This window comes from Pseudomonas simiae (assembly GCF_000934565.1).
In the GTDB taxonomy this organism is placed as follows: domain Bacteria; phylum Pseudomonadota; class Gammaproteobacteria; order Pseudomonadales; family Pseudomonadaceae; genus Aquipseudomonas; species Aquipseudomonas simiae.
The window spans coordinates 176,020-192,635 of record NZ_CP010896.1; the positions used below are offsets into that span (position 1 = coordinate 176,020).

The 16,616-nt window shown below is 56.2% G+C and carries 13 protein-coding genes; 9 read left to right on the plus strand and 4 right to left on the minus strand.

The window, feature by feature from the left end; genetic code table 11:
- The first annotated feature begins 634 nt into the window (after positions 1-634).
- The gene (locus PF1751_RS00795) at positions 635-3,223 is read left to right on the plus strand and encodes an autotransporter family protein (RefSeq protein ID WP_044286436.1); all 2,589 of its coding nucleotides are present in this window, start codon (positions 635-637) and stop codon (positions 3,221-3,223) included.
- A 63-nt stretch (positions 3,224-3,286) separates the two neighbouring features.
- Here PF1751_RS00795 and PF1751_RS00800 read toward each other — a convergent pair whose 3' ends face one another.
- Positions 3,287-3,874 carry a hypothetical protein gene (locus PF1751_RS00800; RefSeq protein WP_044286437.1) on the minus strand — a complete coding sequence of 196 codons (588 nt, stop codon included), beginning with the start codon at positions 3,872-3,874 and terminating at the stop codon, positions 3,287-3,289.
- A 15-nt stretch (positions 3,875-3,889) separates the two neighbouring features.
- Complete coding sequence (locus PF1751_RS00805) at positions 3,890-4,501, minus strand: hypothetical protein (protein WP_044286438.1); 612 nt, start codon at positions 4,499-4,501, stop codon at positions 3,890-3,892.
- 272 nt (positions 4,502-4,773) lie between these two features.
- On the opposite strand from PF1751_RS00805, the gene PF1751_RS00810 reads away from it, so the two are divergent.
- The 7 genes from PF1751_RS00810 (at position 4,774) to PF1751_RS00840 (ending at position 10,195) form a co-directional block, all read left to right on the plus strand.
- Positions 4,774-5,355 (plus strand): hypothetical protein, encoded by a 582-nt coding sequence (locus tag PF1751_RS00810; RefSeq protein ID WP_042571284.1) that lies wholly within the window; start codon positions 4,774-4,776, stop codon positions 5,353-5,355.
- A gap of 40 nt (positions 5,356-5,395) precedes the next feature.
- Positions 5,396-6,076 (plus strand): CsgG/HfaB family protein, encoded by a 681-nt coding sequence (locus tag PF1751_RS00815; RefSeq protein ID WP_010214228.1) that lies wholly within the window; start codon positions 5,396-5,398, stop codon positions 6,074-6,076.
- 41 nt (positions 6,077-6,117) lie between these two features.
- Complete coding sequence (locus PF1751_RS00820) at positions 6,118-6,480, plus strand: DUF4810 domain-containing protein (RefSeq protein ID WP_010214227.1); 363 nt, start codon at positions 6,118-6,120, stop codon at positions 6,478-6,480.
- Positions 6,477-7,127, plus strand: coding sequence for a DUF799 domain-containing protein (locus PF1751_RS00825; protein WP_044286439.1), 651 nt, complete (start codon positions 6,477-6,479; stop codon positions 7,125-7,127). The genes PF1751_RS00820 and PF1751_RS00825 overlap by 4 nt, the downstream gene beginning before the upstream one ends.
- A 112-nt stretch (positions 7,128-7,239) precedes the next feature.
- The gene (locus PF1751_RS00830; protein ID WP_044286441.1) at positions 7,240-8,880 is read left to right on the plus strand and encodes a vWA domain-containing protein; all 1,641 of its coding nucleotides are present in this window, start codon (positions 7,240-7,242) and stop codon (positions 8,878-8,880) included.
- Positions 8,881-9,032: 152 nt separating this feature from the next.
- Positions 9,033-9,605 (plus strand): RNA polymerase sigma factor, encoded by a 573-nt coding sequence (locus PF1751_RS00835; RefSeq protein ID WP_010214223.1) that lies wholly within the window; start codon positions 9,033-9,035, stop codon positions 9,603-9,605.
- The gene (locus tag PF1751_RS00840) at positions 9,602-10,195 is read left to right on the plus strand and encodes a hypothetical protein (protein ID WP_044286442.1); all 594 of its coding nucleotides are present in this window, start codon (positions 9,602-9,604) and stop codon (positions 10,193-10,195) included. The genes PF1751_RS00835 and PF1751_RS00840 overlap by 4 nt, the downstream gene beginning before the upstream one ends.
- Before the next feature lie 163 nt (positions 10,196-10,358).
- Here PF1751_RS00840 and PF1751_RS29375 read toward each other — a convergent pair whose 3' ends face one another.
- Complete coding sequence (locus tag PF1751_RS29375) at positions 10,359-11,153, minus strand: hypothetical protein (RefSeq protein ID WP_226994535.1); 795 nt, start codon at positions 11,151-11,153, stop codon at positions 10,359-10,361.
- Between the two features lie 1,011 nt (positions 11,154-12,164).
- On the opposite strand from PF1751_RS29375, the gene PF1751_RS00850 reads away from it, so the two are divergent.
- The gene (locus PF1751_RS00850) at positions 12,165-15,947 is read left to right on the plus strand and encodes a hypothetical protein (RefSeq protein WP_044286443.1); all 3,783 of its coding nucleotides are present in this window, start codon (positions 12,165-12,167) and stop codon (positions 15,945-15,947) included.
- 255 nt (positions 15,948-16,202) lie between these two features.
- Here the strand turns inward: PF1751_RS00850 and PF1751_RS28110 are convergent, their stop codons facing one another.
- Entirely contained in the window at positions 16,203-16,484 is a 282-nt protein-coding gene (locus PF1751_RS28110; RefSeq protein WP_044286444.1) for a hypothetical protein, read from the minus strand.
- Positions 16,485-16,616: the final 132 nt, after the last annotated feature.

The following is a 16,616-nucleotide window of genomic DNA, read 5'->3' on the forward strand; positions in this document are numbered from 1 at the left end:
TAATAAAGTCATGGAGATACGAAACGTCTAACGTAAAAGGATGTTATGTTTTTTAACGGCTGTCTTAAGCGGAGAGAAAGCATACAGGTTTATTGAGTGATTAATGGCCGGTCAGCGCCAAGCCTAAATAAATCCGTCCCCATTTTCTATATAGGCGGTTCGTCAGAAATTCTTGGAAGCAGTCTGCGCCTACGGTTCTGAAGTTATTAGCGGCGTTATAACCACTGGGTGCTCCAGCCAATAAAGCCAACTCCAGTTGCTACCTGTTTTAGAAAAAAGTCGGACACACAGGTGTGGTGTGATGGCGACGCGCGTAGATATTGATTTCTGTGCTCGACTACGGATCTTGCCGATACAGCCCCGAACCTTTTCGTAGATCCCAATGTCTTTACCCCGCCCAACCCCATCCGGTTGGGCTGCATGGACTGCAACGTTTTCAACAGCATTAAGGATTAATGTGAGCCTTCCCCCCTATTCCCTGCCTCGTCACTGCCTTTCGCGGTGCGAAGGGTTGCACCTGCGCATCCGGCACGCGCGACAAGGGTATGCACTCGGATCCTTTGATCCTTCGCTCAGTACACCTGCGGCCGCCGGGCCTATTGGCGGCTTTGATCTGTAGTTCATGGAGTTAGAAATGAAGCGCAAGCAGTTCCAGAAAAGCCTGTTGGCAGTCATGGTCGGCGCAATCAGCACCCAGGTGCTGGCGGTGGATGTCGACCTTGGCGCAGGCAAAACGATGTTCATCAGCGAAACCTACAATGAGTCGTTGGTGCTCACCGGGCAGACCACCCAGGTGGTCGATCAGAACAGCACGGCCGCTGCGGGGCTGGGGGTCGCCAATACCCACATCCAGGGCTCGTTGATCAACCGCGCGGACATTACGCTGAATGCCGATGGCCGTACCATCCGTGGCATTGCGCTGGACCCGATGTACTGGACCGGTCCTCAGAACCTGAGCCCCGGTTCTGTCACGGGTAACGTCGAGCAGGCCGGTATCATTTCGATGAACAATGGCGGCGACGAAGGTATGGAGATCGGCAAGACGGTCATTGGCGGCAGTGTGATCAACTCCGGCACGATCCGTTCGACACCCCCTTCGACACCGGCACCGTTTCCCTCCTTCATCGGTGGGGGCGAGGGTATTTACCTGCATGGCACCACCATCGCCGGGGATGTTTCCAACACTGGCCTGATCGACATGGCGGGTGAAGGCGCGATCGGCATCATTCTGGACCGTGACAACAATACCCCGACCACCATCGGCGGCAAGATCCTCAACTCCGGCACCGTCAAGGCGACGGGCGAAGGCGCCTGGGGCATCGAAGTTGAAACCGAGACCAGCCCGCTGCGTATCGAAAACAGTGGCCTGGTCTCGGCCAATGGTCTGGGCGCTCGTGGCATGTTGGTGTACCAGGGCACCTTCGATTACATCCTCAATACCGGCACCATCGAAGGCGTGGGCACCGATGCGGGGGCTTTCGAATTCTCCGGTGCCGACTTTGTGCAAAACAGCGCGACGGGCTCACGCGGTATCGTCAACCGCGGGATCATCCGCGCTGACGGCACAGCCATCAGTGTCAACCCGGCCGACCAGGTCTCGACGTTTGAAATCAACCAGCAGGCCGGCGAGATTCGCAGCAATTCCGGTACCGCGATTGATGCAGCCAACCTCGCGACGTTGAATTGGACGGGTGGCAACATCATCGGTGATGTGCTGAACCTGAACGCGGTGAACATCGACGGCCAGGCGGGCTTCACGGGCCGCCGCATCATCGCGCCGGTGTCGATCAACTCAGGTTCACTGAACCTCTCCGCGCCAGGCACTGCCATTACCGGCAACCTCAACGTGGCCAGCGGCGCCGGCATTGATATGCACCTTTCCGACAGCGTGGTGCCGACCACGCCGTACCTGACCGTCAACGGTGCCGCCAACTTTGCCCAAGCCTCGAAGCTGACGGTAAGCGCCAACCCAGGTGATTTCGCCAGCACCAACAGCGGCACTCAATACACCCTGCTGCAAGCCACCAGCGTGCAAGATAACGGCCTGTCGGTGGCCAGTTCTTCGGCGCTGCTGAACGTGCTCAGCTACTCGGCCGACGCGCAGACAGTCAAGGCCGTGGTGGCGGTCAAAGATAATCAGCAAGTCCAGCAAGCGCTGGCCGGAGTGGGCGCCAGCGCGGCTTCAGCCACAGCGGTCAACACCTTCAAGAATGGCGTACTGAGCCAGCTCAGCCAAAACGATCAGGTGTTCCAGGCCCTGGCCAACGCCGGTACGGCGCAGCAACTGGCCCAGATCAGTGACCAGCTCAAGCCGGACGTCAACCGTGGCGCCCTGGATGTGGCGTTGTCCGGGCAAACCGTGATCAACGGCGCGATCTTCAATCGCCTCACTGACCAACGCGAAAGCCGCCAGGCCGGTGGCGTGTGGGTGCAGGGTCTGAGCAGCAACATGGACCAGGACGGCCGTGGCGGTGACAACGGTTACTCGGCCAACAGCAGCGGCATGGCGGTGGGTGTGGACAGTCGTGTGAACGACACCACCACCTTGGGCGTGGCGTACAGCTACCTCAATTCCAACATCCATTCCGACCTCGGCAACAAGACCGATGTCGAGGGCCATGCGCTGTCGCTGTACGGCAATTGGTCGCTGCAGAACTGGTTTGTCGACGGCAGTCTCAGCTACGGCCATAACGACAACGACAGCAAGCGCCATATCGCAGGCACTACGGCCAAGGGCAGTTACGACAGCAACGTGTTGTCGGCCAGCGTGATCGGCGGCTACAGCTTCAAGCCGTCCCAGGCCGTCGTGATCGAGCCTCGTGTGGCTGCGCGTTACTCCAACGTGCGCATGGAGGGCTACGACGAGAAAGGGTCGTCGGCCGCCCTGAGCACAGGTTCGCAGCGTTATGAAGTGGGCGAGTTGGGCGCCGGCGTGCGTCTGGCTGGCAACCTGCCAATGGGCGCAGGCAGCCTGCAGCCGGAAGCGACGTTGATGGCGTATCACGACCTGATGGGCGATCGCGTGGCGCAAACTTCCAGCTACATGCTCGGCGGTTCGGCATTCACTGTGACCGACGCGTCAGTGGCACGGGATAGCTATGAAGCCAGTGTGGGTGTGAACTACCAGGTTGCAGACTTCACCGTGGGCGCCAGTTACACCCGTCAGGCGCGCAGTGGGTTTGACGCCGATGGCGTGATGCTCAAGGCGCGCTATGCGTTTTAAGCACAGTTAAGGTCATACGCTTTGCCTGTGGCGAGGGAGCCCGCTCCGTCGCCACAGGTTTCATCAGAGCAACTTGCGCTGCACCGCTTCATCCAGGGTACTGCGCGTCAGCGCCTCCACCACTTCCCGCGTGTCCGCCTGGAACGGGATGCCCACGATCAGCACCAGGTGCATCCAGGTGCGTACCGATTCGCTCTTCTTCACACGGGCCAACTCCTTGCCCTCCTTGTCCTTGAATACCGTTTCCAGGGTGAAGGTGTTTTTTGCCGTGCTCGGAATGAGGAACAGCGTAAAGCCGGTGATGAACGCCGACACCGGGCTGTACTCTTCGTTGTTGTGCAGCGTGGCATCCACGTAGATGTCCGAGTCGACTTTGTCAGTGCTCACCCGTGAAAAACGATTGGACTGGCGCAACGAGTCAGCCACGGCTTTTTCCCACACCACCACCGGGGCACCGACGGCAGCATTGCCCGGACCGCCGTTGACGTGGTTTTGCGCGGTGGTATGCACATACGCCGTCGGTTTTTGCGCCGGCACGTTAGCCGTCGGAGGCCAGGTCTGCACCGCTGGCAGTTCGTGTTGTGAGTAGGACACGCAGCCGGTCAGCAAGACTGCCGCGAGTACCAGGCAGTGTTTGATCAATCCTTTCATGTGTTGCTCCTGAAACTAGGGTTTCGCCAGGTTGGCGGTAGCGGTGTCGAGCAGTTGCGTGACCAGTTTGGTCAGTTGCTGGCCGCCCATCGAAGGCGCCCAATATTGGCCGCTGTACAACCCGACGTTATGTTCGAACTTGATCGACTCCTTCGCCGACGCCAGCTCCTTGCCATCGCGATCGACGATGACCAGGTCGCCGGCGACGTCAAAGCTGTCCACGTAGATCGGTCCGTTGACCCAGATCCAAATGGTCAACGTCAGCAGCGCCCCCGGCACGTACGCCGGGTGCGGGGCGCGATGACCCTTGAGGGAAGTCATATTGAATTTGAGGGTGACGTCGTGCTCGCCCAGGCGTACCGGATACTCGGTCACCTGCTTGAAATAGCCCGCCGTGCGCACGTACTGGGTGATCTGGGCCGTTAGGGAACTGCTGATCGCCGTTTTGTTGGCTTCATTGACGTCGGTGGCATTCACCGTCACATCGGCGACTTGCGCACTGCGCGAGCTGCTGGTGGAAGCCGGATGGAGCGGGGCACCGATGGGGCCGGTGACGGTGTATGACACACAGCCGGTCATCGATAACGCGGCGACGAGCGTTGCCGCCCGGAGGAGGGTTCTCAACACGCAATATCCCTATAAATGAATGAACCAAGCCACTGTCTCGTCTTTCAGGGGCATAACTTGAGCGGAGGTTTTTTATCTGCCGGGTGAAGGCTATTAGCCATCACTCTTTTTGGTTGACTGACAGCGCCTTAGCGCATGGCGACCGGATGTTTGCACGTAAGCGTCAGTAAAGCGACGCCACACGGGCTTCAAAACAACTTGAGAACGGCTTTCAACTCCGTAAAATGCCGCGACTGTTTAAAGCACGATACTTTTCAGGGACGAATTCAGACATGCGCGTGTTTGCCGTATTTCTCGCGGCCTGCCTTATGGCGGGCTGTGCCTCCAAGCCGGATTACTACATCTCCCCGGCGCCGGTAGCCATCCCCAAGACCGCTACCTACTGGCTCGACACCTTCGATGTTGAGGTGGTGGGCAAGAACGAACGCTTCCTGTCGGATGACAAAGTGCGCCAGCAGCTCGGTGTCGATTTGATCGACCGCCTGCTCAAGGCCAAGCGCTACGCCAGCAGCAAGGACAAGGCCGATTACCTGCTGGATGTGAACGTCATCTATACCCGGCGGATACAAGACACCCAAGGCGGTTTCATGACGGCCATCGTCGATGACAAGACCATCCTCGCCAGTGTCGACTTCAACTACCAGGTCAAGGTCAAGAAAGCCGGCGCCGAAGTGCTGCATTTCTCTCAGGCTCGCCAAGGGCTGATGCCAGGCGGCTACAAGGGCGACTGGCAGAACATGAAAACGATGGCCGGGGTGCTGACCAACTCTGGCAACTCCAGCGTCGAGACCTTCTACACCGGTTTATTGAGCCGATTTATCGTTGACGATTTGCGCGACATTCCGTCCCGCTAGCGTCAGCGGCCGCACCCGATTTCCCACTTAGGAGCACCCTGTGAAAACACTGTCCAAAATCCTGCTGTCCGGCCTCACCGCCGCAGCGCTGCTGACCGTGGCCGGTTGCGCCACGGAGAGCAATCGCGCCATGCCGGTGGAACAAGTCGCCAGCGCCAACGTCGCCTATTCCGGTGTGCGGGTACCGATTGCAGTCGGTAAGTTCGACAACCGCTCCAGCTACATGCGCGGCATCTTCTCCGACGGCGTTGATCGCCTCGGTGGCCAGGCCAAGACCATCCTGATCACCCACCTGCAGCAGACCAACCGCTTCAGCGTGCTGGACCGCGACAACATGGGCGAGATCTCCCAGGAAGCCGCGATCAAAGGCACTGTGCAGAAGCTCAAGGGCGCTGACTACGTCGTGACCGGCGACGTGACCGAGTTTGGCCGCAAAGAAACCGGCGACCGCCAGCTGTTCGGCATCCTCGGGCGTGGCAAGACCCAAGTGGCTTACGCCAAAGTCGCGTTGAACATCGTCAACATCAGCACCTCCGAAGTGGTGTATTCCACCCAGGGCGCCGGTGAATACGCGCTGTCCAACCGTGAAGTGATCGGTTTCGGCGGCACCGCCAGCTACGACTCCACCCTCAATGGCAAGGTCCTCGACCTGGCCATGCGTGAAGCCATCAACCGCCTTGTCGACGGCATCAACGCTGGCGCCTGGAACCCACGCAACTGATCAGCAGCACCTCAAGCAGCACTTCAAGGAGCAGTACAAGGATGAGCAAGGCAGTCAAGTTGGCGCTGATGCTGACAGCAGTGGCGACGGTCGCCGGGTGCCAGACGGCGCCCCAGCCGCTGTATCAATGGGAAAGTTATCAGCCGCAGGTTTACGAATACTTCAAGGGCGAGCCCAAGGAAGCGCAGGTCGAGGCGCTGGAGCGGGACCTGCAGAAGATCAACGCCAGTGGCCGCAAGGCCCCGCCGGGTTACCACGCCCACCTGGGCATGCTGTACCTGAGCCTGGGCAAGGATGACCAGATGGTGCAGGAATTCCGCACCGAGAAGGCGCTGTTCCCTGAGTCTGCCTCGTACATGGACTTTTTGCTGAAGAACGCCAAGACCGGAGTCGCCACTAAATGAGCCTGTTGAAACTCACGGGCGCCTTGCTGGCCCTGGCCCTGCTCGGCGGTTGCGCAGCCCCCAAGACCATTGATTACACGGCATACAAACAGGCACGACCAAAGTCGATCCTGGTCCTGCCGCCGATCAATGAGTCGCCGGAAGTGCAGGCGTCCTACAGCATGGTCTCGCAAGTGACCTACCCGCTGGCCGAGGCTGGCTACTACGTGTTGCCGATCGCCCTGGTGGACGAAACCTTCCGCCAGAACGGCCTGACCACCGCCAACGATATCCAGGCGGTGCCACTGGCCAAGCTGCATGACATCTTCGGCGCGGATTCGGCGTTGTACATCACCGTTACCAATTACGGCACCAAGTACATGCTGATCTCCAGCGACACCTCCGTGACGGCCTCGGCCAAACTGGTCGACCTGCGCACCGGCACCACCCTGTGGACCGGCTCGGCGCATGCGTCCAGCGAGGAAGGCAACAACAACGGCGGCGGCCTCATCGGCATGCTGATCACTGCGGCGGTCAAGCAAGTGATCAACAGCTCCACCGACGCGGCGCATCCGATTGCCGGTATCACCAGTGCGCGCCTGCTGTCGCCGGGTCAGCGTGCGGGGATCCTGTACGGTCCACATAACCCGAAATACGGTACTGACTGATTGAGCGGTTCGGCGGGGCAGGTTTTCCTGTCCCGCCGAACGGTTTAACCCGAACAGCCAGCCCCTCGCGTCTGACCTTGTGAACGGATCATTCATTCACGAGGTTCAGCCCATGTCCCGCCCTCTGCTCTTCCTGCGTCCTGCTGCCCAGGGCTTTGCCGTTACCTTGCTGGTGACGCTGGCCGGTTGTGGCCTGTCCTCTTCCCATGATGCGGCCGAGCCTGCCGAAGCTGCGCCGGTCTCCGAGCTGCAAAGTGTCCCCGTACAAGGCGCATTGGTTAAACGCATGCCCATGCCTGCGCCCATGAGCGCACAAAGGATGATGCAGGATTCCATCGCGATGGAATACCGCAGCGAACCCCGCGAACAATACGAAAACCTGCCGGAAAACCCGGTGCATCGCGTGGCTGAAACGCCGGTTTCAACCTTCAGCGTGGACGTCGACACCGGCAGCTACGCCAACGTAAGACGTTTCCTCAACCAAGGCAGCCTGCCGCCCGAAGGCGCTGTGCGTCTGGAGGAAATGGTCAACTATTTTCCCTACAGCTACGCACTGCCCACCGACGGCTCGCCCTTCGGCGTGACCACCGAAGTGGCCGCCACACCGTGGAACCCTCGCACCCAGTTGCTGCGCATCGGCATCAAGGCCTCCGACCGCGCCGTGGCAGAGTTGGCGCCGGCCAACCTAGTGTTCCTGGTGGACGTGTCCGGCTCCATGGACCGCCGCGAAGGCTTGCCGCTGGTCAAAAGCACGCTGAAATTGCTGGTGGACCAGTTGCGTGAACAGGACCGTGTTTCGTTGGTGGTGTATGCCGGTGAATCCCGGGTGGTGCTCAAGCCTACCTCGGGTCGTGACAAGCAGAAGATCCGCAACGCCATCGACCAACTCACTGCCGGCGGCTCCACGGCGGGCGCGTCCGGCATCGAACTCGCCTACCAGATGGCCCGCGAAGGCTTTATCGACAAGGGCATCAATCGCATCCTGCTGGCCACCGACGGTGACTTCAACGTGGGCATCAGCGACTTCGACAGCCTCAAGCAGATGGCCGCAGAGCAGCGTAAAAGTGGCGTGTCTCTCACCACCCTGGGCTTCGGTGTGGATAACTACAACGAACACCTGATGGAACAACTGGCCGACGCGGGCGACGGTAACTACGCCTACATCGACACCCTGCGTGAAGCGCGCAAAGTGTTGGTGGACCAACTCAGTTCGACCCTGGCGGTCGTGGCTCGGGATGTGAAACTGCAGGTGGAATTCAACCCCGCACGCGTCAGCGAATATCGCCTGCTCGGCTATGAAAACCGCGCCTTGAAGCGTGAGGATTTCAACAACGACAAGGTCGACGCGGGTGAGATCGGTGCAGGGCATACGGTAACGGCGTTGTACGAAATTGTGCCGAAGGGCGAGAAGGGGTGGTTGGAGCCTTTGCGTTACGCGGCGGTGCCGGCGGCTGAGGATAAATCCGCTGAGCTTGCGATGCTGCGTGTGCGCTACAAGCCTGCTGCGGGAGGTGACAGCCAGTTGATCGAGCGGCCCATCAGCACTGTTTCGGGCAAGGCCAGTGACGACCTGCGTTTCGCCGCCGCCGTCGCTGCGTTCGCCCAACAGCTCAAGGGCGATGGCCGCTACACTGGTAGCATGAGCCTGCAGGACACCGCTGCACTGGCCCGCTCGGCCCGAGGCAATGACCCGTTCGGCCTGCGCAATGAGTTCGTGCAACTGGTGGAACTGGCCCAAAGCCTCAAACACTGATTGCCCATGCAACGACGATCCAATGTGGGAGCTGGCTTGCCTGCGATAGCATCATTGCGGTGTGACTGAAACACCGAAGCGTCTGCATCGCGGGCAAGCCCGGCTCCCACAGGTCATCTGCATTGATCCATCGAAAGGAGTTCGCCACCTACATGGCCGTACCCGATGATTCACCCAGCGACGAAGCGCTACTGGCCCGCTACCGAACCGGCGACAGTGCCGCGTTCGAAGCCCTGTACGCGCGGCACCGCCAGGGCCTGTACCGATTCCTCGTATCCCTGAGCAACAAGGCCGAACTGGCCGAGGAAATCTACCAGGAAACCTGGCTCAGCCTGATCCGCAGCGCCACCCAGCCACAAGGCCGGGCGAGTTTTCGCACATGGCTGTTCCAGATCGCCCGCAACCGCCTGATCGACCATTGGCGCAAGCACGGCATCCACAACCCGCTGCACGACAGCTACGACGAGCAATTGCACGCCCAGGCTGACGACAGCGCCGGCCCCGAACAGCAACTGAGCCTGAGCCGCGACCAGGCCCGCCTCGATGCAGCGCTGCAAGGCCTGCCCGAAGACCAGCGCGAAGTCTTCCTGCTGCGCCTGCACGGCGACCTCGAAGTGCCGCAAATCGCCGCCCTCACCGGCACCCCGCTGGAAACCGTCAAAAGCCGCCTGCGTTACGCCCAGCAGAAACTGCGCCGCCTGCTGGCCGAGGAGATACCCGCATGACCGACTCCCGACACACCCCGGACCCCGACGACGTGCTGCTCCAGCATTTCCGTCAACACAGCACCGGCGAACCGCCCGCGTCCCTCGACGCCTTCATCCTCAACGCCGCCCGCCGCGAAGCCCCAGCCCCGCAGCCGAACCTGTGGCAACGCTGGCTGCAAGCCTGCCAACGGCCACGCTGGCAAATGGCATTCGCCACCGTCGCAGGCGTGGCATTGATGATCGGCGTAGTGATGCGCTCGCCTGTGCCGCAACCCGAAATCTCCACCGCGACCTTCTCAGCCCCTCAAGAGCAAGCCGCACGTCCAGCCCCGCCACCAATGTCCGCCCCTGCCCCCGTGGCCCGACTGGCCATCGCGCCCAAAGCCGAGAGTGCGCAAGTCATGGGCTCAATGGCGGACGAGTCGAGCACCCGACTCAGCAAGCGCGCGCCGGTGGCGCTACCTTCGTTGGAGGAGGGGTTGCAGGAGATTGTGAACCTGCGTGCGGCAGGGCAAAGCAAGGCAGCGGATGAGAAGCTGCTGGCGTTGCATCAGCGTTTTCCTGAGGAAGACTTGCCGGCGTTGTTGGAGGCGTTGCGGAAACGTTAAGCCGTCGACTGAAAGAAAGACCCAGGTGTTTTGAGCTGGGGCTTTCTTGTTATATCTGGTGGCCCGGCGTCGTTTGAACTGGGCGTGAGAAGTGCCGTATTTGCTGGTCCTTGTCGGGTCGGTTTCGGTTAGGCATACACGTAGGCATACAGGAGGCGGTTTCCTAGGGGGATTTAGGAGTGCTCGGGCCAGCATCCCCCGTAGTCTTTTTAGACTGCGTTTTGACATCTGGCTTGAGCAGCGTCTTTCTCATCACGCGGTTTGAGGCATTGTCGATTTTGTAGACAGCGTCTTTGATTTGGATATAGGTCGATTTGGTGTCTGCCACGATCAGCCGCCCGGTAAGTATTTCTTTCTGATCAGTGACAATGGTGTGTTCTCTTGATAGTCCGTAGCTTGCGTGCACTCCGGTTTCAGCTTCGTAAACTCCTTCTGCTCTTTCGATGCCGTTCCGAACGGCTCGCGTGGGAGCGAGAAATACCAGCAAAAGCATGATGCCTACCAACATACCTTTTTTGAAAGTACTCCATACCGGCCTGGCTTCGTGCATCGCAAAGAAGAGAAATGTGACCGCCGCACCAATACCTATAAACACGATCTGCGGGATGTACGCACCGAGTACGGGCACCGCATCTACAGTGCCCATTAGCTCGGAGAACGTGTAGCTATATCCGTACACCAGCAGCGTATGCGTGCCAAGCTCAAGCTCGGTCGTTCCTATACCAAATTGCTCGTAGTATGCCGCAAGCTCCAGATAACCCCAGACGATGAGAAACGCCTGCGACAGCACGATAAAGAACGTTCCGAACTTGAACACCAAGTCGGCATCGATCCTTTTTGCTTGATTGGCAGCCAGGGTGCTAACCCGGTCGACGGGAGGTTGCCCAGGTGGTGACTGCTCTATGTTGATCGGTGTGGTGAGCTCTACTCGCACCGTTCTATCGCGTTTCCAAAACATGTCTCTCATCCTTGAACCTCTGGAAGGTCGAGACGATAACGAAAGCGTTGATGGGATGCTAGAAATCGCTGGGGACCCTGAGGCTTTAGGCGAGGTACGGGGCATGAAACCCGCGGGATCGAGTTAGTGGGAGGCATTGGAAGTTACTGAAATTTCAATCGTTGAAATTGAAAGAATCTTGAAGAAAAAGGGCCATCGTTACAGCTTCGGTAAAGGTGGCTGTATCTGTTGCTGATAGTGAACACCTGCATAGCGTCAACCACGGTGATGGGTGTCAACCACGTCAACCTGTCAACCAACTTAAAAAATCCAGCCGCTAACACGAACGCGCGGGTTCTATGCCCCGTATTTCCAAGAATGTCTCAGGGGCCCCGCCATGTTTCAAGTAAGCAAAGCGACCAGGGTCCTTCGCTGAAGGAAACGTTTTCAAGGGGCTAGGGGATACCTACCAAAAAAACATGTTACGGGTGTTACGTGTGTTACATTCGATTGTAACTTGTTGAAATTAAAGTATATTTCGTGTGTTACACCGCTATGTGTTGCTTTCGGGCTAACGTGTTACATGATCAACAGATGTTACATGAATAGCTATCTGATTGGGCTGAGTGCTCTATCTAAGTAGTGACGAAAACAATGTCCGTATGTGCACCGGAGCCAAATGCTGACTGCTGCCATAAGCTGGATATACCACTGCTACATTATTCCCATAGAGTCTGTGAAGTGAATCGGTCCGGTCCGAGTGGGTGTGCTCGGGATTTTGCAACCGGTATTGGAGTTCTAGCCTATTACAGCTACCCCGGAGCCTCGGAATGCTCGCGACTTGGCTAATCGGCTTAGGGTCGCCAAGCTCGCTCAAGTGCTTACGGGCGAAAAACTCGATGACGAGCAACTCTTGAGTGCCGTCTTATTCGGTTGCTTGTACTAAGATGGACCGAGCTTTGATGGGGGGCGCTACATAAGCGAATAAACCGTCGACTGCTTTGAAGTGCGTCCACTTTTTTGGAGTGATTTATGCGTGTAACTGCCTCCCACATTGCCACTTGGGCAAATACGCGAGCCAAAGAGGCCCAAGGCGATCTACCGCGCTGGATTAGGCGACTCTGTTTTCAACCGGAATCTACCCGTCAAATTTCCTTCCCCTCGGGTGACTCCACCTATGTGCCAGGCTGGGACGGTGCACTATTCAGTGAAAAAGGCGATGCCTGGGTACCGGTCGGAGCATCTCGGTGGGAAATCGGTTGTGACCAGAACGTGATCGGTAAAGCGAACAGCGACTACCTAAAGCGGGTAGAGCAAATGAGCGACGAGGAACGTTTGGTATGTACCTTCGTATTTGTCACTCCTCGGCGTTGGATAAAAAAGACTTGTTGGGTTGCGGAACAGTGCAGCAAAGGCGAGTGGGCCGATGTTCGTGCCTATGATGCGGACGATTTGGAGCAGTGGCTTGAGCAACGCCCGGCAGTAGCTTTGCAGCTTGCTGAAGAGTTGGGATTAAGTGGTTGGGGGGTCGTCAGCCTTTCTCGATACTGGGACTCGTGGGCACGGCAATGCAGGCCGACCATTACTCCCGACGCTCTATTTATGGACCGAAGCGCAGTGATCGGCGAATTGGGTAAAAAAATCCAAGAGGCCACAATAGAGTCTGACTCGACTCATCCGTTGGTGATAAGGGCGGAGAGTGTGGAGGAGGCCGTAGCATTTACGGTGGCGGTGGTAATGAGCTTAGGTCACCTACAAAATTGTGCCCTCGTTGTGACTGAGCCTCAAGGATGGCACTACGTGGAGGCGAACCCTCAGCTAAGGATAGCCATCTCGGCAAGGACCGAAACCGCTGTCAATCCTACCTTGCGCGACGACTTGCAGGTAATTGTGCCCCATGCAACTGGCGATCTGGCTTATAGGCCAACGGGGACTGAGCTGATCTTGGAGCGCCCGAACATATACGAGTTCGAGAAAGCTTTGATTCTGATTGGGATGGAAGAATCCGATGCCAAACGTTATGCCATGAGCACAGGACGCTCGTGGACCGTACTCCGGCGACACAGAGCTTCAAACCCAGCAGTTCATCGCCCAGCTTGGTTAGATGCTCAATCAGCATCTAGGCTGCCCATACTCTGCCTATTGGGCGCTTGGCACGCGAACAATTTAACTGATCGAAAAATAGTAGAACGCCTCGCGGCTTGTTCATATGAGGAAATCGAATTAGATCTGCGCCAACTAGTTTTACTTGATGATGCCCCGCTATTAAATATCGGAGATGTATGGAAAGCCAAATCGCCGCTGGAGTTACTTGGTCAATGCGGCGGACGAATTGCCAGCAGCCAATTGGATCGTTTTTTTGCAATTGCTAAGGAAATGCTTTCGACAAATGACCCCCAATTAGATTTGCCGGTCGAAGACCGGTGGATGGCACAACTGCACGGCAAGGTCCATCCACAATCAGATCTGCTGTTTGAATCTGTATGCGATTCGCTTATGAAGCTAGCAGTACGGGGACCCGAGCAAGCTGGGCTCCAATCGCTGAACATAGAAGATCGGGTGTCTAACCTGGTCCACGAACTGCTTAATCGGGGAGATGGGCGGCGCTGGCTTTCACTGGCGTCATACCTACCAACCCTAGCAGAAGCGGCACCAGACGAGTTTCTACGTGTCGTGCAAAACAGCCTGCGAATGGCGGATGCTCCGGTGACCGCTCTTATCACCGAATCTAGTGAGTCTGGTTTAGGCGGGCGCTGCTGGCACTCTGGCTTGCTTTGGGCTCTGGAGGTCCTTGCATGGTCTCCAAGACGCTTAGCTGCCGTGACATTAGTCCTTGCTAAGTTGGGTCGAGTACCTATGAAGGGGAATTGGGGTAACAAACCTATTGGATGTCTTCTCAGTATCTTCCGGACATGGATCCCGCAGACCGCGGCCAACTTGCCTGAACGCATTAAAGTTCTTGAGCTATTGTGCGAAAAGGACTCAGATACGGCTTTCCAGCTTCTTTTAGAACTAGCGGAACGTGGGCAACAGATAGCATTTCCTGCTCAGCGGCCAAAATGGCGTGAAGATGACGCTGGAACTGGTCATGGCGTGAGCTACACTGAGATGGATGAAATGCTTGACGTAGTCAAGGATAAGCTGCTGCAGCTAAGCGAAGGTAGCGCCATCCGAATTGTTTCATTGCTGCAAAAAACATCATTCAGGGAAAAGGAGGAGTGGTTCAAGGTATCGGGGTTGATCAAACCCTTCACACAAGCGTCGACGAGCGACCAAGATAGGGAAAGTATCCGTATCGCATTACGGCAAATAATCCACTGGCATCGTAATTATGACGACTTGAAAACTAGCGAACTTGATAAGTGGCTTGAATCGGTGGAGAGCTGCTATGAGATTCTGGTCCCGCGAAATTTGATTATCCGCTATCGCTGGTTATTTGATAACTATTGGCCGGAGTTACCTAGCCGGGGGTCTAGTGACAATAGCCAGGAGCTCAGTAATGCCATAACCCATCAAAGAATTTCAGCACTAACCGAAATTTTTCAATTCGCGGGCACAGCTGGGATTGAGAATCTGATTGAGGTGTGCGCCGAGCCTCGTGTTGTCGGTGCTGTGTTAGTTGACGTTAGCTGGAGCAATAGTCTGTGGCGTAAGTGGATCACGGCGAGTGACGAGGACTTTACTGCTGGGACGAACATTACAGAATGTATTACTGGATTTCTTCGGTCACTCTCCCCAGTCGCCTCTGGGGCATTGCTTGAGGAGGTAATTATTCTGGGTAAACAGTGCAAGTGGGCTCCGGATAAAATAGCTCGTGCTTTGAGCTATGCCGCCCCATCGTGGGAAACCTGGCAGTTAGTAGACGCATGTGGGCCAGAAGTTTCAGCCGCCTATTGGAAAGTTATTCAACTTAATCACTATCGTGATGATGAGAAGTTAGGGTTTGTATTAGAGCGCTTATTAAATGCTCAGCGACCGTTGAGCGCTCTTCATTACTGTCAGTACTCCCTTGAGAAAACTGATGTAGGGCAGATTTTTTCAGCACTCCAGCAGTTAATACAGAGTGGAGGAGAGATCGGATTAAGGCTGGAGTCTTGGCATCTTGAAAAGATGCTAGAGCGGCTTGAGAAATCCGAAAAAATTGAAAAGGTGGAATTGGTTAAGCTTGAGTTCGGGTTGTTTCCACTTCTTCAGTATGGGCGCGAAGTTAAGGCAGAAGCGTTATACGAGGGGGTCATGTCAGAGCCAGAACTCTTTAAGGATCTGATTTGTTTGATGTGTAAGCCTGAACATAGGGAGCGTGAGGAGCTGAATGAGAATGCTAGTGCGGCGGCAAGACGTGCTTGGAGTATTTTGCACTCGTGTAAGCGCATGCCAGGAACTAAGGCCGACGGCAGCATTGATGTGGGTATATTCAACGAATTTATCAGTAATTCGCGGCAGCTTTGTTGTAATGCGGACCGGGCAATCATGGGCGACCAAACGTTGGGGCAGATTCTTGCTCATGCACCTGCCGACGACGATGGAACGTGGCCATTCACTCCTGCAAGAGTTCTGCTAGATGACTCTGATTCAGAGGAGATTAGGCATGGGTTCTATATTGGAACTTTGAATAAACGGGGCTCAACTATTCGATCCCCATGTGACGGCGGGGGTCAGGAGCGAACATTGGCCACGCATTACAAGGATATGGGCGAGCGCGTACAGCACACTCATCCTAATGTGGCTGCGATGCTAGAGTCAGTTGCTAAAACTTATGAGCGAGATGGGAGGCGTGAAGACATACAAGCAAGCTTAAGAAAGGAAGAGTTTTAGCGGCGCAGTAAGAGATGCTTGAGGCTTAATTTAAGCGGTTGCTGCCGATAGTGGATTGACTTTTTATTATTAGATGCTTGGGCGATAGCTTGGTAATGGATTTATGTCAGTGGTGGGTTTGCTTTTGTTATGCGTGAAAGCAAAATTGTTGGGGGGGGATATAGGCAAATGCTCTTGTGTGCATTACCAGTGATAGATGTGATAAATGATCACATCAAAAGGTAAATTAGAAATGTTGTGTGGGCTGGATTGAGACTAGATCCACCACTGCTCTTTTAATTGGTTTGAAACCGACTCTATACAGTTAAACCAATAGGCATTGTTATTTGTGGCGTCTACTACAACTAAGTAGTCGTTGTTGTCGGTGAATTCTCTTAGTTTGTTTGCGGCTGCTGCTGCATCAAGAGCTGAATTTACATACCAAAATGATTGCTGCAATTTAGCCCAAGGGCCAAGCGTCTTAATTGCCGCAATGAGTTTCTCGTAGTTTTGACCAGGAGAGTTTAGGTCGTATGATATAAATAGATTGTTTGCCAACGCCTATAGCTCCATAAGTATAACTTTTTGATAGTTTTCTATCTGTAGCATGAATTGCTCGCCGGAGATTTACTCCTCACTTTAAAGTCCGTTATTAGCTTAAATTCGGAAGTATGCAAGGCGCTCGTGGCT